Annotated in this window: 16 protein-coding genes; 3 read left to right on the plus strand and 13 right to left on the minus strand. The window is 71.8% G+C overall.

All coding sequences use genetic code 11. The features are described 5' to 3' along the window. Positions 1-48 precede the first annotated feature (48 nt). The 13 genes from ACF062_RS16550 to ACF062_RS16610 all read right to left on the minus strand — a co-directional run bounded on the left by ACF062_RS16550 (position 49) and on the right by ACF062_RS16610 (position 12,281). Positions 49-597, minus strand: a complete 549-nt coding sequence (locus ACF062_RS16550; protein ID WP_392138642.1) for an SMI1/KNR4 family protein — start codon at positions 595-597, stop codon at positions 49-51. An 81-nt stretch (positions 598-678) separates the two neighbouring features. Next, positions 679-1,074: a YccF domain-containing protein gene (locus ACF062_RS16555; RefSeq protein ID WP_392138644.1), complete on the minus strand. Its 396-nt coding sequence runs from the start codon at positions 1,072-1,074 to the stop codon at positions 679-681. After that, positions 1,071-1,934, minus strand: coding sequence for a zinc metalloprotease HtpX (htpX, locus tag ACF062_RS16560; protein ID WP_392138646.1), 864 nt, complete (start codon positions 1,932-1,934; stop codon positions 1,071-1,073). Before htpX ends, ACF062_RS16555 begins: the two co-directional genes overlap by 4 nt. Before the next feature lie 158 nt (positions 1,935-2,092). Continuing rightward, the gene (locus ACF062_RS16565; protein ID WP_392138648.1) at positions 2,093-3,625 is read right to left on the minus strand and encodes an NADH-quinone oxidoreductase subunit N; all 1,533 of its coding nucleotides are present in this window, start codon (positions 3,623-3,625) and stop codon (positions 2,093-2,095) included. Further along, positions 3,622-5,250 carry an NADH-quinone oxidoreductase subunit M gene (locus tag ACF062_RS16570; protein ID WP_392138650.1) on the minus strand — a complete coding sequence of 543 codons (1,629 nt, stop codon included), beginning with the start codon at positions 5,248-5,250 and terminating at the stop codon, positions 3,622-3,624. The genes ACF062_RS16565 and ACF062_RS16570 overlap by 4 nt, the downstream gene beginning before the upstream one ends. Positions 5,251-5,256: 6 nt before the next feature. Next, positions 5,257-7,251 (minus strand): NADH-quinone oxidoreductase subunit L, encoded by a 1,995-nt coding sequence (locus ACF062_RS16575; protein WP_392138652.1) that lies wholly within the window; start codon positions 7,249-7,251, stop codon positions 5,257-5,259. Next, complete coding sequence (nuoK, locus tag ACF062_RS16580; protein ID WP_320590203.1) at positions 7,248-7,646, minus strand: NADH-quinone oxidoreductase subunit NuoK; 399 nt, start codon at positions 7,644-7,646, stop codon at positions 7,248-7,250. Before nuoK ends, ACF062_RS16575 begins: the two co-directional genes overlap by 4 nt. Beyond that, entirely contained in the window at positions 7,646-8,266 is a 621-nt protein-coding gene (locus tag ACF062_RS16585) for an NADH-quinone oxidoreductase subunit J (RefSeq protein ID WP_392138653.1), read from the minus strand. The genes nuoK and ACF062_RS16585 overlap by 1 nt, the downstream gene beginning before the upstream one ends. Then, positions 8,263-8,871: a NuoI/complex I 23 kDa subunit family protein gene (locus tag ACF062_RS16590; RefSeq protein WP_392138655.1), complete on the minus strand. Its 609-nt coding sequence runs from the start codon at positions 8,869-8,871 to the stop codon at positions 8,263-8,265. Before ACF062_RS16590 ends, ACF062_RS16585 begins: the two co-directional genes overlap by 4 nt. Then, the gene (locus ACF062_RS16595) at positions 8,871-9,839 is read right to left on the minus strand and encodes an NADH-quinone oxidoreductase subunit H (RefSeq protein WP_392138657.1); all 969 of its coding nucleotides are present in this window, start codon (positions 9,837-9,839) and stop codon (positions 8,871-8,873) included. Before ACF062_RS16595 ends, ACF062_RS16590 begins: the two co-directional genes overlap by 1 nt. After that, a complete protein-coding gene (locus ACF062_RS16600) occupies positions 9,836-11,266 on the minus strand; it encodes an NADH-quinone oxidoreductase subunit C (RefSeq protein ID WP_392138659.1) in 1,431 nt (476 codons plus the stop codon). Before ACF062_RS16600 ends, ACF062_RS16595 begins: the two co-directional genes overlap by 4 nt. Next, positions 11,263-11,901 (minus strand): NADH-quinone oxidoreductase subunit B, encoded by a 639-nt coding sequence (locus ACF062_RS16605; protein WP_392138661.1) that lies wholly within the window; start codon positions 11,899-11,901, stop codon positions 11,263-11,265. The genes ACF062_RS16600 and ACF062_RS16605 overlap by 4 nt, the downstream gene beginning before the upstream one ends. Continuing rightward, the gene (locus tag ACF062_RS16610; protein ID WP_055547887.1) at positions 11,892-12,281 is read right to left on the minus strand and encodes an NADH-quinone oxidoreductase subunit A; all 390 of its coding nucleotides are present in this window, start codon (positions 12,279-12,281) and stop codon (positions 11,892-11,894) included. The genes ACF062_RS16605 and ACF062_RS16610 overlap by 10 nt, the downstream gene beginning before the upstream one ends. A 284-nt stretch (positions 12,282-12,565) precedes the next feature. On the opposite strand from ACF062_RS16610, the gene ACF062_RS16615 reads away from it, so the two are divergent. The 3 genes from ACF062_RS16615 to ACF062_RS16625 all read left to right on the plus strand — a co-directional run bounded on the left by ACF062_RS16615 (position 12,566) and on the right by ACF062_RS16625 (position 16,236). Continuing rightward, the gene (locus ACF062_RS16615) at positions 12,566-13,771 is read left to right on the plus strand and encodes a sensor histidine kinase (RefSeq protein ID WP_392138663.1); all 1,206 of its coding nucleotides are present in this window, start codon (positions 12,566-12,568) and stop codon (positions 13,769-13,771) included. A gap of 229 nt (positions 13,772-14,000) precedes the next feature. After that, complete coding sequence (locus ACF062_RS16620) at positions 14,001-15,359, plus strand: sensor histidine kinase (protein ID WP_392138901.1); 1,359 nt, start codon at positions 14,001-14,003, stop codon at positions 15,357-15,359. Positions 15,360-15,576: 217 nt separating this feature from the next. After that, the gene (locus tag ACF062_RS16625) at positions 15,577-16,236 is read left to right on the plus strand and encodes a response regulator transcription factor (protein ID WP_276573902.1); all 660 of its coding nucleotides are present in this window, start codon (positions 15,577-15,579) and stop codon (positions 16,234-16,236) included. The last annotated feature ends 33 nt before the right edge of the window (positions 16,237-16,269 follow it).

Consider the following 16,269-nt stretch of genomic DNA (forward strand, 5'->3'; position numbering starts at 1 on the left):
CAGGACGCGGTCGACCGCTTCGCTGCCCTGTGCCAGGCGGGCGTCACCTCAGGCAGGCGTCACGCGCGCGTGGTCGTCTCGCCATGTCGGCAGTTCCGGACCGTCGTTGTTCTCCTCGTACCAGCCCGTGCCGTCGAGCCAGGCGGTGAGCCAGGTCGTGAGGCTCGGGGAGTCGACGAACCAGGCCTGGTCGGGGTCTCCGCCGTTGGGTTCGAAGAGCAGGACCTGGGCCGTGTCCGTACGGCAGTTCACGCACGCGTACATCGCGCATCCCCAGTGGGATATCGGCAGCACGCCTTCCGGCCAGCCCCAGTCGTCGGAGTCGCGCATCCCGAGGTACTTCTCGACGACGGTCGGCTCACCTCCGGAGGACTTGCCTTCGAGCAGGGGCAACAGGCCGTACTCCGGGCCGAAACCGCCGTCGCCTATGCGGGTGTAGAGGGCGGCGAGCAGCGGCGGCAGGCGAAAGCCCAAGGCGGCCTCAGCGCGGGCCAGGGTCTGCGCGTCCAGGGGTGCGGGCAGGACGTCCCACCCCCAGGGGCGGGTGGCGCGCGCCTCGGCGGCGACGCGGGCCAGCAACTGCTCGGTGTCGGTCATGAGTTCATGGTGGACCACGGCACTGACAATCGGACCCGGCGCGTCGCTCCTCTCCGGCTGTCGCACCGGAGGGTGCCGGGTCTAGTAGCGCGCGGTGAACGGCTGGTCCGTGCGGACGATCTCGCGGCCGAGCGGCAGCAGTGAGACCGGGATCAGCTTGAAGTTGGCTACGCCGAGGGGGATGCCGATGATCGTGACGCACAGGAGGAGGCCCGTGGCGATGTGGCCGAGCGCGAGCCACCAGCCCGCGAGGAGCAGCCACAGGACGTTGCCCACGCAGGAGGGCGCGCCCGCGTCGCGGCGCTCGACCGCGGCGTAGCCGAAGGGCCACAGGGCATAGCGGCCGATGCGGAAGCTGGCCAGGCCGAACGGGATGCCGATGATCGTGACGCAGAGCAGCACGCCCGCCACCAGGTAGCCGAGGAACATCCAGAACCCGCAGAGGACGAGCCATATGACGTTGAGGAGTGTCTTCACTGGTGAGGACCTGCCATCTGCTCGAGCCGGGCGATGCGCTCCGCCATCGGGGGGTGCGTGGAGAACATCTTGGACATGCCCTGCCCCGGACGGAACGGGTTCGCGATCATCATGTGGCTCGCCGTCTCAAGGCGGGGCTCGGGTGGCAGCGGCAACTGCTTTGTCCCGGCTTCGAGTTTACGCAGGGCGCTCGCGAGAGCGAGGGGGTCGCCGGTGAGCTGTGCGCCGGAGGCGTCGGCCTCGTACTCCCTGGAGCGGCTGATGGCCAGCTGGATGATGGAGGCCGCCAGCGGGCCCAGCAGCATGATCAGGAGCATCCCGAAGATGCCGGGGCCTTCGTTGTCGTTCGACCGGCCGATGGGGATCAGCCAGGCGAAGTTGACCAGGAACATGATCACGGAGGCGAGGGCGCCCGCCACCGAGGAGATCAGGATGTCGCGGTTGTAGACGTGGCTCAGCTCGTGGCCGATGACGCCGCGCAGCTCGCGCTCGTCGAGGAGGCGCAGGATGCCGTCGGTGCAGCACACCGCGGCGTTGCGCGGATTGCGGCCGGTCGCGAAGGCGTTCGGGGCCTCCGTGGGCGAGATGTACAGGCGGGGCATGGGCTGGCGGGCCTGGGTGGAGAGCTCGCGGACCATGCGGTACAGCGTGGGGGCCTCGAATTCGCTGACCGGGCGGGCACGCATGGCGCGCAGGGCGAGCTTGTCGCTGTTCCAGTACGCGTACGCGTTCGTGCCGAGGGCTACGAAGAGCGCGACGATCAGGCCCGTACGCCCGAAGAAACTGCCGATGACGAGGATGAGCGCGGACAGTCCCCCGAGGAGTACGGCGGTCTTCAACCCGTTGTGCCGGCGGTGCACGGTACGCCCTCCTGGTGGTGCGTGGGGGAACCCTCTGCTGGCTGGTGCTTCCACTGTTCAGTGGACCCTCCCGTACTGGTCAACGCCAGGCGGGGAGCACTAGTTCCCTTGTGCGCTCAGGAGCGGTTTGGGCCACGCGGGTGATGGCCCGGCCCGCGTCAGAAGAGGCCGGTGTCCGAGAACCTCAGGACGAGCTGGGGCGCTCCGGAGAGCGCGATCCCGAGGACCGCGGTCAGGGCGATGGCCGCCGTGAGGGGGGCCGGGGCGCGGTGCTCGACCGGCTCGCCCTCGGGGGCGCGGAAGAGGAGCGCGGTCCACTGGAGGTAGTAGTAGAGCGCGATCACGACGTTCACGGCCATCACCACGGCGAGCCAGCCGAGGCCCGCGTCGACCGCCGCCGAGAAGACGGTGACCTTGGCGAAGAGGCCGATGATGCCGGGCGGCAGGCCCGCCAGGCAGAGCAGGAAGAAGGCCAATACGAGGGCGGTCAGGGGGCTGCGCGCGTACAGGCCGCGGTAGTCGCTGACGCGGTTCAGGCGCTGGGCGCGGCCGACGAGCGCGGCGACGGCGAAGGCCCCGAGGTTCACGGCCGCGTACATCAGGGCGTACGCGACGGTGGAGCCGACGGCTTTCTCCGCGGCGGCTTCGTTGTCGGCGTATCCGGCGGCGGCGATCGGCACCAGGAGGTAGCCGGCCTGGCCGACCGAGGACCAGGCGAGGAGGCGGACCGCGCTGTACGCGCGCGTGGACTGCTGCCGCAGGGCGGCGACGTTGCCCGCGGTCATGGTGAGCGCCGCGAGGACGGCGAGCGCCGGGCCCCAGACGTCCGCGTACGAGGGGAAGGCGACGACGGTGACGAGGATGAGCCCGGTGAAGCCGACGGCCTTTCCGACGACGGAGAGATATGCGGCGACGGGCAGCGGCGCGCCTACGTAGGTGTCCGGTACCCAGAAGTGGAACGGCACGGCCGCCACCTTGAAGGCGAAGCCGACGAGGGTGAGTGCGACGCCGGTCTGGGCGAGCGTGTCCAGCTGTCCGCCGGTGACCTGGGTGCTCTGGAGCTTGGTGGCGATCTCGGTGAGGTGCAGGGTGCCGGTGGCCGCGTACACGAAGCTGACGCCCATGAGGCTCACGGCGGTCGCGGTGACCGAGGAGAGGAAGAACTTCAGGGCCGCTTCGGAGGAGCGCTTGTCACCGTGCCTGAGGCCGACGAGGGCGAAGGCGGGCAGGGAGGCGACCTCCAGGGCGACGATGAGCGTCGCGAGGTCGCGTGAGGCGGGCAGCAGGGCGGCGCCCGCGGCGGAGGACAGCAGGAGGAACCAGTACTCCCCCACCGGCAGGTCGCCTCGGGAGTCCTTGAGGGTGCTCATGGAGAGCAGGGCCGCCAGCAGGGCGCCGCCGAGGACGAGGAGCTGGATGACCAGGGTGAAGCGGTCGGCGGTGTAGCTGCACGCGTGCGTGCCGCCGCCGGTCAGGCAGAAGGTCGAGCGGTCGTCGTCCAGGAGGGGCAGCAGGGCGAGCCCGGCCGCGGCCAGGCCTGCCACGGAGATCCAGCCGAGGACAGCCTTCTTGCCGTCGCCCACGAAGAGGTCGGCGACGAGCACGACGAGCCCGACCACCGCGGCGATGGTCGGCGGCGCGATCGCGAGCCAGTCGACTGACTGGACGACGCTTGCGGCGGCCACGGTCACGACTTGCCTCCAGTGAGGAGCTTCTGCACGGCCGGGTCGGTCAGGCCGAGGAGAGCCGCGGGCCAGAGTCCGGCGAGAACGGTGAGGGCGACGAGCGGGGTCCAGGCGGCGACTTCGTAGCCGTGGACGTCGGCGAGCGCCGGGGGCGCGGGCTCCTCCGCGGCCTGCGGCGTCGGGCCCATACAGACACGGCGTACGACGATGAGCATGTACGCGGCGGTGAGCAGCGTGCCGAAGGCGGCGATCGCCATGAAGACGAGGAAGGCGGGGCGGCTCAGGTCGTCGGCGGGCTTGAAGGCGCCGAACAGCGCGAGCATCTCGCCCCAGAATCCGGCGAGGCCCGGCAGGCCGAGCGAGGCGACCGCGCCGAACGCGAGCAGGCCGCCGAGGCGGGGGGCCTTGCCGTAGAGCGCGGCGCCGGACTCCTGGGCGAGCGAGTCGAGGTCGGTGGTGCCGGTGCGGTCCTTGAGCGCGCCGACGAGGAAGAAGAGCAGGCCGGTGATGAGGCCGTGGGCGATGTTGGCGAACAGCGCGCCGTTCACGCCGGTCGGGCTCATCGTCGCGATGCCGAGCAGCACGAAGCCCATGTGGCCGACCGACGAGTACGCGATGAGCCGCTTGAGGTCGCCCTTCGCGCCCCGCTTGGCGAGGGCGAGGCAGGCGAGGGACCCGTAGATGATCCCGACGACCGCGAAGGCCGCGAGGTAGGGCGCGAACTCCCGCATGCCGTCGGGGGCGATGGGCAGGAGGATGCGGACGAACCCGTACGTACCCATCTTCAGCAGCACGCCGGCCAGCAGGACCGAGCCGACGGTGGGCGCGGCGGTGTGGGCGTCCGGCAGCCAGCTGTGCAGCGGCCACATCGGCGTCTTGACCGCGAGCCCGATCCCGACCGCCAGAACGGCGATGACCTGCACGGACGTACTCAGCCCGCGGCCGTTGTCAGTGGCGAGTGCCACCATGTCGAATGTGCCGGACTTGAGCCCGATGAGGAGCAGGCCCAGCAGCATCACGACGGACCCGAGCAGGGTGTAGAGGATGAACTTCCAGGCTGCCTGGGTTCGTTGCTCGCCGCCCCAGCGGGCGATGAGGAAGTACATCGGGATGAGCACCATCTCGAACGCCAGGAAGAACAGCAGCAGATCGAGGACGGCGAAGGTCGCGAGGGTGCCGGACTCGAGGACGAGGATCAGTGCGACGAATGCCTTGGGGGACGGGCCCTTCGGCATTTTGAAGTAGCTGTAGAGCGCGCAGAGGAAGGTCAGCAGCGCGGTCAGGACCAGAAGGGGGAGCGAGATGCCGTCGACGCCGAGGTGGATGCGCACGTCGAGTGCGGGGATCCAGCTGATGTCGGTCGTGGCCTGCATCTTTGACGGCTGGGATGCGGTCTCCCCTGCTCGAGCGGAGTCGAGAGCTTGGGGATGGTGGAAGCCGAGCGCGAGGACGATCGCCGCGAGCAGGATGACGCCGGTCACCAGCACGCCGTGGCGGAGCACGGCCTGGTCGGGCGACTTTCCCTTCAGCCCGGGTGGGGCCGGCAGGAGTGCGGCCACGGCGCCGATGAGCGGACCGACGACGATCAACGCCAGAAGAAACTGCATCACGGACTCACTGATACCGATCACGGCTGCTCACGCTCCGGCGGTGGCGACGAGGACGGCGGCGACGGCCAGGACGACCGTGCCTGCGAGCAGCGCGCTCAGATAGGTCTGCACGTTGCCGGTCTGCGCGCGACGGACGGCCGCGCCGAGCCAGCGGGGTGCGGTGCCCGCGCCGCGCACGTACGTCTCGACGACCTCGCGGTCGAGGAAGCGGACGAGTCGCGCGGCGGCCTGGACCGGGCGGACGAACAGGACGGTGTAGACGGCGTCGAGGCGGAAGCCGCCGGCGGCGTGGCGGTGCAGGGGGCCGAGCAGCAGGCGGCCGGGGTCGGCCGGGTCGTGGGCCGAGGCCACGTCCCCGTAGGCGGGGGCGTGCGAGGCGATGGCCTCCGACTCGACCTGCCCTGCGTCACCGCCCGGACTCGCCGCGACCGCGCCCATCGGGACACGGGCGGCGAGCGCGGTGGTGTGCCGCCACGCGCCGTACGTGACGAGGCCGCCGACGAGGGCGAGGCCCGTACCGAGCACGGACGTCGTCAGCGTCGGCGTGAGCGAGTGGCCGTCGAACCAGTCGGGCAGGACACCCACCGTGAGACCGAAGGCGAGGGAGGGGACCGCGAGCACCCAGAGCACGGCCGTCATGGCCATCGGCTGCTTCCCGTGGTCCGGGGCCTCGGTGCCCTTTCCGTGGAAGGCGAGCAGCCACAGACGCGTCGCGTAGGCGGCGGTGAGGAGGGCGGTGAGCAGTCCGGCGACGAGGACGATCCAGCCGGCTGAGGCGGGCGCGGACGCGGTGTGGCCCGTGGCGGTGTGCTCGGCGGCGCCGAGCACGGCCTCCTTGGAGAAGAAGCCGCTGAACGGCGGCATCGCGGCGAGCGCGAGGAGCGCCACGGTCATCGTCCAGTAGGCGTCCGGGATGCGGTCGCGCAGGCCCCGCATGCGGGACATGGCGGCCAGGGAGTTGGTGCCGGCGGCGTGGATGATCACGCCTGCCGCGAGGAACAGCAGCGCCTTGAAGGCGCCGTGGGACAGGAGGTGGAAGACGGCGGCGCCGCGGTCGCCGACGGCGAGTGCGCCGGTCATGTAGCCGAGCTGGCCGATCGTCGAGTACGCGAGGACGCGCTTGATGTCGTCCTGGGCGAGCGCGGCGAGGGCCGAGCCGGCCATCGTGACGGCGGCCATGACGGCGAGGACGACCAGGGCCGCCGCGGAGGCGGCGAAGACGGGGAGGAGGCGGGCCACGAAGTACACACCGGCGGTGACCATCGTCGCGGCGTGGATCAGCGCGGAGACGGGCGTGGGGCCCGCCATCGCGTCGGGCAGCCAGGTGTGCAGCGGGAACTGCGCCGACTTGCCCGCCACGCCCGCGAGGAGCAGCAGGGCGATCAGCGTCGGGTGGTCCAGGCCGCCGTCCCGGACCGCCGCCAGGATCGTCGTGATGCGGAAGGAGCCCGCGTCGACGGCGAGGGCGAACAGACCGATCAGGAAAGGGACGTCGCCGAGCTTGGTGACCAGGAAGGCCTTCAGGGAGGCGGCGCGCGCCTCGGGCGTCTCCCAATAGTGGCCGACGAGGAAGTACGAGCAGATGCCCATGATCTCCCAGCCGACCAGGAGCACCATCAGGTCGCCGGAGTAGACGACGAGGAGCATCGCGGAGGTGAAGAGGGAGACGAGAGCGGCGTACGAGGGGTAGCGCGGGTCCTCGCGGAGGTAGCCCGTCGAGTAGATCTGCACGCAGGAGGCGACGACGCCGACCAGGACGGCGACGAGGGCGGCGAAGCCGTCGATGTGCAGGGCGAGCTCGATGGGGACCGAGCCGGTCGGGGTCAGTTCGGTGGCGGCGTCGACGGCCCGGTCGCCGCCCTGGCGGACGGCCACGAGGACGGCCAGCACGAGCGCCGTCAGCGTGGGCAGCACCGCGAGGGGGCGTACGAGTCCGGGGCTCCGGCGGCCGAGCAGCAGGCCCGCGGCCGCGCCCAGGAACGGGAGGAGGGGGACGAGGATGGCGAGGGTGGTCGTGGTCACGCGGTGGCCTCGGTCTTCTGCGACTGCGGTGACTGCGTTGCCTGCGCTGCCTGCTGCGGCTCCTGTGACTCGTCCGGCCCGGTGGGCTCGGCGGTGTCACGGAGATCGTCGACGGCGGAGGTGCCGCGGTTGCGGTAGACGGCGAGGACGATCGCGAGGCCGATGCCGATCTCGGCGGCGGCGATGGCGATGGTGAAGAGCGTCAGGGCCTGGCCGGCGTGGAGGGCGTCGCGGAGCCAGACGTCGAAGGCGACCAGGTTGAGGTTGACGGCGTTGAGCATCAGCTCGACGGACATCAGGACCAGGATCGCGTTGCGGCGGGCGAGCACGCCGTAGAGGCCGACGCAGAAGAGGAGGACGGCGAGGACGGCGGGATACGCGAGGTGGAGATGCATCAGCGGTTCCCCTCCCGGTCCGTGGCTGGGGCATCCATGGCCCGCGCATCCGCCGCGGCGTTCTTGCGGGACAGGACGATCGCGCCGACGAGGGCGGCGAGGAGGAGGACCGAGAGCGCTTCGAAGGGGAGCACCCAGTGCCGGAAGAGGACCGAGCCGGTCACACCGGTGGAGCCCTGGGCGGCGCCGTCCAGGTCGATCACCGTGGTGCGGAACGCGTCCACGACGACCCAGACCAGGGCGGCCGCGGCGGCGAGGGCCACGGCGAGCGCGACCGGGCGGTTGCCCGAATCGGCGTCCGGGGAGCGGCCGATGGGCGCCCGGGTGAGCATCAGACCGAAGAGGAGGAGGACCACGACGGAACCGACGTAGATGAGGACCTGCACCCAGGCGATGAACTCCGCGGTCAGCAGGAGGTACTCGACGGCGAGGCCGCCGAGCGCCACGACCAGCCACAGGGCGGCGTGCACCAGCTGCCGGGTGGTGACGGTGATGACCGCCGCGCCCAAAGTGACGAGGCCGACGAGGACGAAGGCGATCTCGACGCCGGTCGGCGAGAGGAAACCGTGGCTCTCGGCGGCCGCGGCCGCCGTCGCCGCGGTGGCTGCTGCTGAGGTCACGACTCCCCTTCCCGCGTCTCGGGCGTGGGCCCCTCGGCGGCGGGCGCGGGCGCCTGCGGCTCGGGGCCGGGCTTGGGCTCCTGGGCGGCGGCGAGCTTCTCCGCGGCCTTGCGGGCGGCGGCCAGTTCCTTCGGCTCCTCGGCGTCCGGGTCCAGGGCAGGCGGGGCCGGGACCGTCCACATCCACTCGCGGAGCTTGTCGCGCTCGTGGGTGAGTTCGTGGATGTCGGTCTCGGCGTACTCGAACTCCGGGGACCAGAAGAGGGCGTCGAAGGGGCAGACCTCGATGCAGATGCCGCAGTACATGCAGAGGGAGAAGTCGATGGCGAAGCGGTCGAGGACGTTGCGGCTGCGCTCGCGGCCACCGGGGGCGGCGGGCGGCACCGTCTCCTTGTGGGAGTCGATGTAGATGCACCAGTCCGGGCACTCGCGGGCGCACAGCATGCAGACCGTGCAGTTCTCCTCGAAGAGACCGATGACGCCACGGCTGCGGGGCGGCAGTTCGGGCTGGTGCTCGGGGTACTGCTCGGTGACGGTCTTCTTCGTCATCGTGCGGAGGGTGACGGCGAGGCCCTTGGCGAGGCCTGACCCTGGGATCGGAGGCATCAGTTGATCGCCACCTTCACGATTCCGGTGAGCGCGATCTGCGCGAGGGCGAGGGGGACGAGGGTGGTCCAGGCGAGCTTCTGGAGCTGGTCCTCACGGAGACGGGGGTAGGACACGCGGAGCCAGATCACGACGAACGCGAGGACGGCCGTCTTGAGCAGGGTCCAGACCCAGCCCAGGCCGTCGGCGCCCCACGGCCCGTGCCAGCCGCCCAGGAAGAGGACGGTGGTAAGGCCGCACAGGACGACGATTCCGGCGTACTCGGCGAGGAGGAAGAGGGCGAAGCGCAGACCGGTGTACTCGGTGTAGGCACCGAAGATGATCTCGGAGTCGGCGACCGGCATGTCGAAGGGCGGGCGCTGGAGCTCGGCGAGGCCCGCCACGAAGAAGACGAGGGCGCCGACGATCTGCCAGGGCAGCCACCACCACTCGAACACGTCGACGATGCCGGGCAGCGAGACCGTGCCCGCCGCCATCGCGACCGAGGCGGCGGCGAGCAGCATCGGCAGTTCGTAGGCGAGGAGCTGGGCGGCGGTGCGCAGGCCGCCGAGGAGGGAGAACTTGTTGGCGCTGGCCCAGCCCGCCATCAGGGAGCCGAGCACGCTGATGCCCATGATCGCGAGGACGAAGAAGATGCCCGCGTCGACGACCTCGCCGACCGCGCCCTCGCCGGGGCCGATCGGGATGGCGACCAGGACGAGGAGGTAGGGCAGCAGGGCGATGGCGGGCGCGAGCTGGAAGACGCGGCGGTCGGCCTCGGCCGGAACGATGTCTTCCTTCTGGGCGAACTTGACGCCGTCGGCGACGAGTTGGGCCCAGCCGTGGAAGCCGCCGGCGTACATGGGGCCGAGGCGGCCCTGCATGTGGGCCATCACCTTGTGTTCGGTCTGGCCGATGACGAGGGGCAGGACCAGGAACACCGCGAAGACGATGACGAGGCGCAGGGCGACGTCGAGGGCGTCGTTCACTCGGTGCCTCCGGTGCGGTGGTCGTTTTCGTGCGGGGTGGGCGGCGTGGGCGGGGAGGGCGCGGCTTCGGGGTCCGCGGGCCCGGGGTGGGGCTGCGCGGGCTCGGGCTCGGGCTCGGGCTCGGGCTCGGGCTCGGCCTGCGCAGACTCTGGCTGCGCGGGCTGCGTGGACTCCGCCTCGGCCCGGTCGGCCCCAGCCTCGGGGTGCGCGGGCTCCGCAACCGGCCGGACAGCTTCCGGCGCGGGACGCTCCCCCTCGGGCGCGGGACGCTCGACCTCGGGCTCGGGACGCTCGGCGGCCTCGGGCTCGGGACGCACCGGCTCCACCTCGGCCCGGTCAGCCCCAGCCTCGGGGTGCGCGGGCTCCGCAACCGGCCGGACAGCTTCCGGCGCGGGACGCTCCCCCTCGGGCGCGGGACGCACAAGCCCAGGCTCCGGACGCTCGGCCCCAGGCTCCGGACGCTCGGCCCCCGGCACCGCCTGGGGCGGGGCGTCGAACGCCGGGCGGGCTTGGTGCCACGGGGCGTCGGAGCTGCGTGGCGCCGATGGCCGCTTGGGTTCGGGGCCCGCGGCCGCGCTCTCGGACTCCGCCTGCCGGACCGCCTCAGGCTTGGCCGCAGCCTCCGCCGGCTCCCCCGGCAGAACCGGTGGCGTCCGCTGGGAGGCCGAGCCCTGGCTGACGCTGCGCGAGCGGCGTGGGGGGCGGGTCGGGGTTTCCGGTTGTTGCGGGTCGGCCGGGGGCGTCGCGGCCTGGCTGGCCGAGCCTTCGCTCGCCGTGCGGGTCCGCCGCACCGGACGTTCACCGGCCGCCGCTCGACCGGCGGCGCCCGCCGCGCCTCGGGCCGGGCGGGCCGGGGCCGCGGGGAGCCGGCCCTTCAGGGGGCCCCATTCGTTGGGGTCGGGGACGCCGGGCGGCAGCATCTGGCGACGCTTGGGGCCGCCGTGCTCGGACTCCCCCGGCTCCTTGGCGCCCGGCCAGGCCTTCGCGACGCGCGCCGCGAGCACGAAGTCCTTGCGCAGCGGGTGGCCCTCAAAGGTCTCCGGCAGCAGCAGCGGGGTCAGCCCGGGGTGGCCCTCGAACGTCACGCCGAACATCTCGTGCGTCTCGCGCTCGTGCCAGGCGGCGCCCGCGTAGATGTCGACCGCGGAGGCGAGCACCGGGGCGTCGTGCGGGACCGTCGTACGCAGGAGAAGGCGGCGTACTGGCGTGAGTGCGACCACGTGGGCGCAGATCCGGAAGCCCGTGCCGGGTTCGTCGACCGCGCTCAGCCAGTCGAAGTAGGTGCAGGAGAGCGTGGTGCGGGCCGTCTCCAGGGCGGTGGTCCACCGATCCGGGGGGACGTCGACGGTCAGTACGTCGTACGACTCCTCGGCCGTCGCCTCCGCGCCGAAGAGCTCCTCGACGGGGCTCGGCAGCCAGCCGGTCACCGGTCACCCTCCTGGGTCTCGGGTCCCGGTGCCGGTGCCGGGCCCTGGACGAGGCCGCTGCGCAGCGCCGCCACGGAAGGCCGCGCTCCGCCGCCGTACCGCTCGCCGAGCGATTCGCGGGCGATCTTCTCCTGGAGCTTGAGAATGCCCTGGAGCAGCGCCTCGGGCCTGGGCGGGCAGCCGGGGACGTACACATCGACCGGGATGATCTGGTCGACGCCCTTGGTGACGGAGTACGAGTCCCAGTAGGGCCCGCCGCAGTTGGAGCAGGCGCCGAAGGAGATCACGTATTTCGGTTCGGGCATCTGTTCGTACAGGCGCTTCACGGCGGGCGCCATCTTGTCGGTCACCGTGCCGGACACGACCATCAGGTCGGCCTGGCGCGGCCCCGGCGCGAACGGGATGACGCCGAGCCGGATGAAGTCGTGGCGCGCCATGGAGGCGGCGATGAACTCGATCGCGCAGCAGGCGAGGCCGAAGTTGAAGACCCACAGGGAGTAGCGGCGGCCCCAGTTGAGGACCACCTTCATCGGCTCGGGGGCCAGGCGGGAGAGCACGCCGAGGCGCTTCGGCTCCGGCAGGTCCACGGGAGCGGGGGTCACGGGGGGCACAGAGGTCCCGGGGCTCACGTCCATGTAAGGACGCCCTTCTTGTATGCGTACAGCAGGCCCACGGCGAGAAAGCCGAGGAAGATGAACATCTCCACGAGCGTCGTCGCGCCGTAACCAGGCGCGGCGAAGACCGTCGCCCAGGGGAAGAGGAAGATCGAGTCGACGGCGAAGATCACGTAGAGGAAGGCGTAGACGTAGTAGCGGACCTGGGTGTGGGCCCAGCCCTCGCCGACGGGGTCGACGCCGCACTCGTACGTCAGGAGCTTCTCGGGGGTGGGCACCACCGGGCGCAGCAGCCGTCCGGCGCCGAAGGCGACGGCGACGAACAGCACGCCGACGACCGCGAGCAGCCCCACGACGGAGTACGACTGGTAGTAGCTCGCCGCGACGTTCGTCACGTGCACGTCAGCCCCTCACTCCCCGACCGCCTTGATCCTGATCCTGTTCGACGATCTGTACGCACGGGAGTCTAGGGCCTGCTAAAGGATCGGTAAGCAGAGCGTCACGCATCCGTCAGGGCGAGCGACACACATCGGTCAGGGTGGGCGGCGTACATCGGTCAGGGTCAGCCGCACGCGTCGGTCAGGGGCAGCCGCACGCGTCGGCCGGTGAAGGTGGGGTTATCCCCCGGTCGTCCGGGCGGGGGTCCTCATGGCGTTACGGCGGCGCGCCGGGCACTCTGGCGCGTATGACCGCACGCAGCACCACGCTCCCGCATGACGACGATCCACTGCCGCCCGCGCGCTTCGCGTACGACGCGCGTACCTGGCGGGAGATCGCCCACCTTCTGGTGAACCTGCCGATGGGCATCGCCGGTTTCGTCTACGCGGTGGGCGCGCTCGCGCTGGGCGCCGGTCTGACGGTGACGGTCGTCGGCCTGCCGCTGCTCGCGATGGGGCTGCTCGGCGCGCGGCTGCTCGGCCGGGCCGAGCGGGCGCGGGCCAGGAAGCTGCTCGGGGTGCGGGTCGAGGAGCCGAGCCCGATGCGGGTGCTCGGCGGGGGCGGCTTCTTCGGCCGACTCTGGTCGACCCTGAAGGACCCGGTGGGCTGGCGCACGATGCTGTACGCGTTCATCCGGTTGCCGTGGGGCGTGCTCACCTTCGCCGTCACGCTCGTGGGGCTCTTCGTGCTCTGGCCGGTGCTGCCTTTCGTCGTCCGTGGGCTGACCAACGTCGACCGGATGATGGTGCGCGGGCTGCTCTGCCCTTCCGACGAGTTGGAGCGCCGCATCGCCGAACTGGAGTCCGACCGGGGCGTGGTCGTGGACACCGCCGCCGCCGATCTGCGCCGCATCGAGCGCGATCTGCACGACGGCGCGCAGGCCCGCCTGGTCGCCCTCGCGATGGGGCTCGGCCTCGCCAAGGAGAAGCTGCTGGAGGACCCCGACGCCGCGGCCCTGATGGTGGACGAGGCGCACGGCGAGGTGAAGCTGGCCCTCCAGGAGCTGCGCGATCTCGCCCGTGGCATCCACCCCGCGGTCCTCACCGACCGCGGTCTGAACGCCGCGCTCTCCTCGGTGGCGTCGCGCTGCACGGTGCCGGTGAAGGTGACCGCCGACCTGCCGACGCGTCCGGCGGCGGCCATCGAGGGCATCGCGTACTTCACGGTCTCCGAGCTGCTGCAGAACGTCAGCAAGCACAGCGGGGCGCGCAGCGCGAGCGTCGAGGTGTGGCGCGCGGACGAGCGGCTGCTCATCCAGGTGTGGGACGACGGGCGGGGCGGGGCCCGGCTGGACGGCGGCACCGGCATGGCGGGGCTCGCGGACCGGCTCGGCGCGGTCGACGGCCTCTTCGTGATCGACTCGCCGGAGGGCGGGCCGACGACGATCACCGCGGAGCTGCCGTGGCGCGACCGCACGGCGGACGCCCCTTCCGGGTCCCACGGGACGTCGTGACACCGTTCCCCCCGAAAACCCCCCGCCGAAGGCCCCCACCTGCCGAAGGCCCCGCCGAGGGCCCCGCCGAAGGTAGGGAAAACCCCCGCCCCAAGACGCCGACGCGCTCCATGGCCCGGGGACGGCCCGGCCGCGAGGCTGGAGGTACGGAAAACAGGCAGCTCCAGCAGCAGGGCAGCGGAAGCAGCAGAACCTGGGTGCGGAACTCGAGCAGAAACGGATGGCAGTGATGGCCACGGAGTACGGACAGGGGTACGCGCACATGGACCGGCCGGACTTCCGCGCAACCGACGCCGACCGGCGGCGCCACCGCCTCCCCGCGGGGCTGCGCGCCCCGATCGAGGCCCGCACCTGGAAGGAGCTCGGCTACACCCTGCTGAGCCTGCCCATCGGCATCGTCTCCTTCGTGTTCGCGGTCACGATGCTCTCGCTCGGCGCGGGACTGCTGATCACCTTCGTCGGCGTGCCGGTCCTCGCCGGCGCCCTGGCCGGCTGCCGCGGCATCGGCGCCCTGGAGCGGACGCGGGCCCGGGGCCTGCTCGGCCTGGACGTCGCTCCCCCGGAGCCGCTGCGGCCCAAGGGCGGCGGCGCGTTCGCGCTCATCGGGGCCGTCCTCAAGAGCGGCGCGTCCTGGCGGCACCTGCTCTACTCCGTGCTGCTGATGCCCTGGGCGATCTTCTCGTTCGTCGTGGCGGTCGTCTTCTGGACGTACGGCTGGCTGATGCTCACGTATCCGCTGTGGTTCTGGCTCTTCCCGCTCTACGGCGGCCAGAGCGGCATCCAGCTCTACGGTGACGACCACCACCGCATCTACCTCGACAACCCCTTCGAGCTCGGCGTCACTGCGGCGACCGGCCTGCTGATCACGCTGGCCACGCCGTGGATCCTGCGGGCCCTGACGACGGTGGACCGGCTGATGGTGCACGGGCTGCTCGGCCCCTCGCGGCTCGCGTCCCGCGTCGTCGAACTGGAGTCGGACCGGGGCGTGGTCGTGGACACCGCCGCCGCCGATCTGCGCCGCATCGAGCGCGATCTGCACGACGGCGCGCAGGCCCGCCTGGTCGCCCTCGCCATGGACCTCGGCCTCGCCAAGGAGAAGCTCACCGAGGACCCCGAGGCCGCTGCCCGCATGGTGGGCGAGGCGCACGGCGAGGTGAAGGTCGCCCTCCAGGAGCTGCGCGACCTCGCCCGCGGCATCCACCCCGCGGTCCTCACCGACCGCGGTCTGAACGCCGCGCTCTCCTCGCTGGCCGCCCGCTGCACGGTGCCGGTCCAGGTGGAGGTGGACCTGGCGAGCCGTCCGGCCCCCGCCATCGAGGGCATCGCGTACTTCACGGTCTCCGAGCTGCTTCAGAACATCAGCAAGCACAGCCGGGCGAGCCGCGCCTCGGTGGACGTGTGGCGGTCCGAGGACCGGCTGATGCTCCAGGTCACGGACGACGGCTCGGGCGGCGCCGACGTGAGCGCGGGCTCCGGTCTCGCGGGCCTCGCGGAGCGGCTGGACGCGGTCGACGGGATCCTGGTCGTCGACTCGCCGCAGGGCGGCCCGACGACGGTCACGGCCGAACTTCCCTGGCGTCAGGCGTGAGTTGACAGACCCTCAGCCGTCGCGCCGCCCCTGGTCCGTACGCCGGACCGGGGGCGGCGCGACGGGTGACGGATGAACCAGTCTGGCGACAGCACCGGTGGACGGCCCCGGATCGCGCGATACTGAGGTGCCGGACGCCCGGCCGACGTCACCGACGTCGGAGCGCGCCGGTGACTCAGCCGAGCGCGCCGGGGGGCCAAGAACAGTGGAGGACAAAGTGCGGGTGGTCATCGCCGAGGATTCAGTGCTGCTCAGGGAGGGCCTGACCCGGTTGCTGACCGACCGCGGGCATGACGTGGTCGCCGGCGTGGGTGATGCCGAGGCGCTGATCAAGACGATCACCGGCCTCGCGGCGGAGAACGCCCTGCCGGACGTGGTCGTCGCCGATGTGCGGATGCCGCCGACGCACACCGACGAGGGGGTGCGGGCCGCGGTGCATCTGCGTCACCAGCACCCCGGGCTCGGGGTACTGGTCCTTTCGCAGTACGTCGAGGAGCAGTACGCCACCGAGCTGCTCGCCGGGTCAAGCCGGGGCGTGGGCTATCTGCTCAAGGACCGGGTCGCCGAGGTGCGCGAGTTCGTGGACGCGGTGGTGCGGGTGGCCGAGGGAGGCACCGCGCTCGACCCGGAGGTCGTGGCGCAGCTGCTCGGCCGCAGCCGCAAGCAGGACGTCCTCGCCGGGCTCACGCCGCGTGAGCGCGAGGTGCTCGGGCTGATGGCGGAAGGGCGGACGAACTCGGCGATCGCCCGGCAGCTCGTGGTGAGCGACGGCGCCGTCGAGAAGCACGTGAGCAACATCTTCCTGAAGCTCGGCCTGTCCCCGAGTGACGGAGATCACCGCAGGGTGCTGGCCGTCCTGACCTACCTCAACTCGTGACCGGAGCTACCTCGACTCGACCGGCCGAGGTCG

Source organism: Streptomyces sp. NPDC015345, assembly GCF_043078805.1.
GTDB lineage: Bacteria > Actinomycetota > Actinomycetes > Streptomycetales > Streptomycetaceae > Streptomyces.